Origin of the sequence: Fulvivirga kasyanovii, from assembly GCF_009711405.1 — a bacterium.
Classification (GTDB): domain Bacteria; phylum Bacteroidota; class Bacteroidia; order Cytophagales; family Cyclobacteriaceae; genus Fulvivirga; species Fulvivirga kasyanovii.
Map to the genome: position 1 here is coordinate 1 of NZ_SMLW01000288.1, position 4,395 is coordinate 4,395.

General features: G+C 43.3%; 5 protein-coding genes. 3 read left to right on the plus strand and 2 right to left on the minus strand.

What is annotated here, in order from left to right; translation table 11 throughout:
* On the plus strand, positions 1-1,046 hold a 1,046-nt coding region (locus E1163_RS30315; protein WP_185155926.1), incomplete at its 5' end, for an NAD(P)/FAD-dependent oxidoreductase.
* Here E1163_RS30315 and E1163_RS02070 read toward each other — a convergent pair.
* On the minus strand, positions 1,043-1,942 hold the full coding sequence (locus E1163_RS02070) for a UbiA family prenyltransferase (protein ID WP_155168962.1): 900 nt from the start codon (positions 1,940-1,942) through the stop codon (positions 1,043-1,045). The genes E1163_RS30315 and E1163_RS02070 overlap by 4 nt on opposite strands.
* A 50-nt stretch (positions 1,943-1,992) precedes the next feature.
* Here E1163_RS02070 and E1163_RS02075 point away from each other — a divergent pair, with 50 nt between their 5' ends.
* A complete protein-coding gene (locus tag E1163_RS02075) occupies positions 1,993-3,084 on the plus strand; it encodes a type III polyketide synthase (RefSeq protein ID WP_155168964.1) in 1,092 nt (363 codons plus the stop codon).
* Entirely contained in the window at positions 3,084-3,797 is a 714-nt protein-coding gene (locus E1163_RS02080; RefSeq protein WP_155168966.1) for a methyltransferase domain-containing protein, read from the plus strand. The genes E1163_RS02075 and E1163_RS02080 overlap by 1 nt, the downstream gene beginning before the upstream one ends.
* Positions 3,798-3,836: 39 nt before the next feature.
* On the opposite strand, the gene E1163_RS02085 is transcribed toward E1163_RS02080, so the two are convergent.
* Complete coding sequence (locus tag E1163_RS02085) at positions 3,837-4,292, minus strand: DUF2267 domain-containing protein (protein ID WP_155168968.1); 456 nt, start codon at positions 4,290-4,292, stop codon at positions 3,837-3,839.
* Positions 4,293-4,395 lie beyond the last annotated feature (103 nt).

Genomic DNA, 4,395 nt, shown 5'->3' on the forward strand with positions numbered 1-4,395 from the left:
GCTTGCCTGTAACGCTCATAGAAAAAAAGAAATATCCATTTCACCGGGTGTGTGGCGAATACATTTCCAATGAGGTGCGTCATTTTTTGGAGCGCCTTGATATATTCCCTGAGCATTTGCAGCCATCATTGATCACCCGGCTTCAACTGACTTCTACCAATGGCAAATCTGCTTTCCTACCCCTGGAAATGGGTGGGTTTGGAGTTAGTCGCTATGAATTTGATCACTTCCTTTATCAAAAAGCCACTGCTATGGGCGTAGAGTTTATTCTGCAAAGACAGGTTGGTGCGGTAAAGTTTGTGAATAATAGCTTTTGTGTGGAGGTGGAGGGAGCTTCGGATATGGAAGCTGATGTGGTGATAGGAGCTTTCGGAAAAAGGTCGCGGCTTGACAGACAAATGGGCAGGAAGTTTCTTGAAAAGCGTTCACCCTATATTGGCGTAAAACATCATATTGAATATGACGGGCACCCGGACGACTTGATTGCGCTCCATAACTTTAAAGACGGGTATTGTGGGATCAATAAGGTTGAGGGTAATAAGTATAACCTATGTTATTTATCTGCCCGCTCTAATTTATCAGCATCATCAGGCATTCCGGGTATGGAGGAAAGTGTGCTGAGCCAAAACCCATACTTAAAAGAGATCTTTACCGAGGCCCGGTTCCTTTTTAAGAAACCAGAGGTGATCAATGAAATTTCTTTTGAAACCAAGGAGCCGGTAGAACAGCATGTACTGATGTGTGGAGATGCTGCGGGAATGATTACGCCCTTATGCGGCAATGGCATGGCCATGGCTATCCGTTCAGCCAAAATTTTATCAGAAGAGGTTACAGGTTATTTTAACGATCATCGTTCCAGGGAAAAATTAGAGCATAACTACTCACGAAGGTGGCGGGAGCTTTTCGAAAAGAAACTCTGGAAAGGAAGACAGATACAGAAGCTCTTTGGCTCTGAGATTGCGTCTAATCTGGCGGTACTGATCGCAAAAAGATCGAGGCTGATAGCCGACTTTTTAGTCCGGCAAACACACGGCGATACTTTCTAATACCCTGCTTTGATGGCCTGGAGTACCTGGCTGCTATCCAGAAAGAAATATATAAAGAAAATATTCAGGCACAATGCAGAGAGGGTGTTCAGCCACATGGTATGGCTATAATCGGCCTTGTTCACATCGGTATGTACTTTTAAGTACCAATAGCCAAAGTAGATGACCACTGGCAGCATGCTGCCCACAAAGAGCAAGGCATATTTCATATTATGATATTCCATGAAATAGAAAACAAAAGCACCGACAGCTATGGTGAAAGCTGCAGCCGTGAAATAGAAAGTGCCTTTAATGCCAAGCTTATAACTTAAGGTGTTATCACCTCTTTTGGAATCTTCTTCATGCTGATAGATCTGGGTCATCGGGTAAGAGCCCCATAACATCAGGGAAGTCAGCAAGCCGGGCAGCAATACGTGTACCTGCTCCCAAACATGGAAACCATATTTGTTGAGGCCCATATAGGCCATAATAAAAGTAAATGCTCCCTGAAAGAAACCGGCAATGAACCAACTGAGGAGGGCATATTTTTTAATCCGTATCCAGGGGTGACTGTAGGCCTTGGAGACCAGCCCGTAAATGAAGAGCATGAGTGCAAACTCCCAACTGATCAGTAAAGCCATACCTATGGCAACCAAATCAAATATAAGAGCCGTATAGTATAAGCCCCTGACCACCTTTGGTGGATTTTTCAACCCCCCAATACTTTTTTCGTCCTTGTCAAAATAGCTGTTATAGCCGTTACTGGCCGGGTACAGAAAAAAATGAAGCGCAATGAAAACAATGATGATCCGACTTTCATTAATATTTGGAGATATCGCCAGGGCAAACAAAAACACAGGCAAAAGAAAAAATGAAAAAGGAATGCGCAGGTGGAGCCATGTGGATTTTTTAAACATACATCGATTTCTTTTACACCAAGATATCAATTTTTAAGTATTATTGATCAATGAATGCATACATCACCTCGATAGCTACGGCAAACCCCAAATTCAAAATTAAACAGCAGGATGTCCTTGATTTCATGATCAAGGCACACCGCCTGGAGGGGGCCGATGCAGATAAGCTGAGGGTGCTTTATAGAGCTACGGGCATCTTATCGAGGTATTCGGTAATTGAAGATTATACTTCTTCCCTGGTGCATGACTTCTTCCCTGACAATGACCGCCTCGAACCTTTCCCTACAACTCAGGACAGGCTGGGACTGTTTCAGCAGGAAGCCATTGGTCTGTCCGTGGAAGCGGCAAAAAAAGCGATAGGTAATGTCAAAGCGAATCAAATAACACATTTGATCACTGTAAGCTGTACGGGTATGTATGCCCCGGGTATTGACATAGAGCTTGTGGATAGGTTGGGCCTGAATTCCCATGTGGAAAGAACCGGGATCAATTTTATGGGATGCTACGCGGCCTTTAATGCATTAAAGGTTGCAGATGCTATATGTACGGCAAATAGTAATGCGTGTGTACTTATAGTATGCGTAGAGCTGTGCAGTATCCATTTTCAAAAGGAAGCCCATGAGGATTATATGCTGGCCAATGCACTCTTCGGTGATGGTGCAGCAGCCGTGTTGATGTCTGGCAGGCCAGGGAAAGGGGTGAATTTGAAGACCACTTCCTTTTTTAATGAATTGTTTAGGAACGGACATGAGCATATGGCCTGGAAAATTGGTGATTTCGGCTTTGAAATGCGCCTTTCTGCTTATGTGCCTGATGTAATAGAGTCAGGCATTAAACAGTTGACCCAAAGACTGGTTAATAAAAGCGGTGTGGATAAATTTGATTATTTTGCCGTACATCCGGGAGGAAAGAAGATTCTGCAGGTAATTGAAAAGGAACTGAGCATAAGCAAAAGGGAAAACCAGGCAGCGCATGACATACTTGCGGCTTATGGGAACATGTCTTCACCAACTATTTTATTCGTGCTAAAGCGTATATTGGATCAACTTAAAGCTGCGGATAATGGCAAAAACCTGCTGGGGCTTGCTTTTGGGCCGGGACTAACGCTTGAAAGCATGCTTTTAACCATAGAAGTACACTAATGGCATCGAAATTTGCACAGCGAAGTAATGAGGCCGAGCTTATGGATGACCTTGAAAGCTCCGGAGAGGTTATTGACCAAACCCTGAGGGAGCTGGAGACGATCAATAAATGGCTGGGTGGAAATCATGTGACCATTAACGGATTAGACTTATTGATGCAAAAGGCCGGTGCAACTGCTGATGCTTTGACTATTGTAGATCTGGGATGTGGCGGAGGTGATATGTTGATGATGATTGCCGACTGGGCAAGAAAACGAAGCCAGCGCATAAACCTGATAGGGATAGATGCTAACCCAAATATCATAGCGTTTGCCCAAAGGAATACCCGGAACTACCCTGAAATAACCTATAAATCAATAAATATTTTCTCGGAGGAATTTAAGGCACTGCAATATGATATTGCAACTTCTACTCTTTTTACACACCACTTTAATGATCAGGAACTTATAGATTTGTTTGACCTGATAAAATCGCAGGCCTCCATCGGCATGGTTATTAATGATCTGCATCGCCATTGGTTTGCATACCACTCTATTAAATGGCTGACGGCAGCTTTTTCGAGATCAGTTATGGTTCGAAATGATGCCGCCGTTTCCGTATTGAGGTCATTTCACAAAAACGAAATAGAGGAAATTCTTAAATCATCAGGTGTTTCTAACTATTCAATCCAGTGGATGTGGGCTTTTCGCTGGCAGTTGGTAGCATGGTTTTGAGAGTTTAATGTACCACGGCCGGAACCGCTTAGCACTGGGCTAGGCTGCGGGTTCCAGCATGGTTTCGCTTAGTTCTCTCTTGAATGAATAGCCGAAGCTAGGCAGGTTAAGCAGGTTTACGTGGCGGTTAAGTATTTTTAAAACGGTAATTACGGCACTTAGTGCATCTACTTCCTTGTGAAATACCCTATGGCCGCTTTCATGGTCAAGGGCCAGGACCTCTTCGGTAAATTCATCCAGGTGTTTAATGGTTATTTTCTTTTCCTTCGGCGTCCAGTCCGTTACATACATCACCTTAAGGTATTCCGGCAGCCTGCTTATAAACTCAGCGGATTCCGTATAAGATAAGCTTCGACGTATGGTGTGCAGTATTCTGCAAATAATCTCACCAGCCTTTTTTGAGTCAGGCATCACTAATGCGCGTTTTATTTCCAGAATGAGCCCGCTATCTCTTTTAGCAAGCCTGTCATAGTTGATTTCAAATGTGTGTTCCATTGTACGTATCAGGTATTTCTCTATAATGTGACTAACAGTTTTTTAAAGGCAGAAGAGAATAACCGTGCCAATAGAATATTTAATCTTATATGTCTGTTTATCA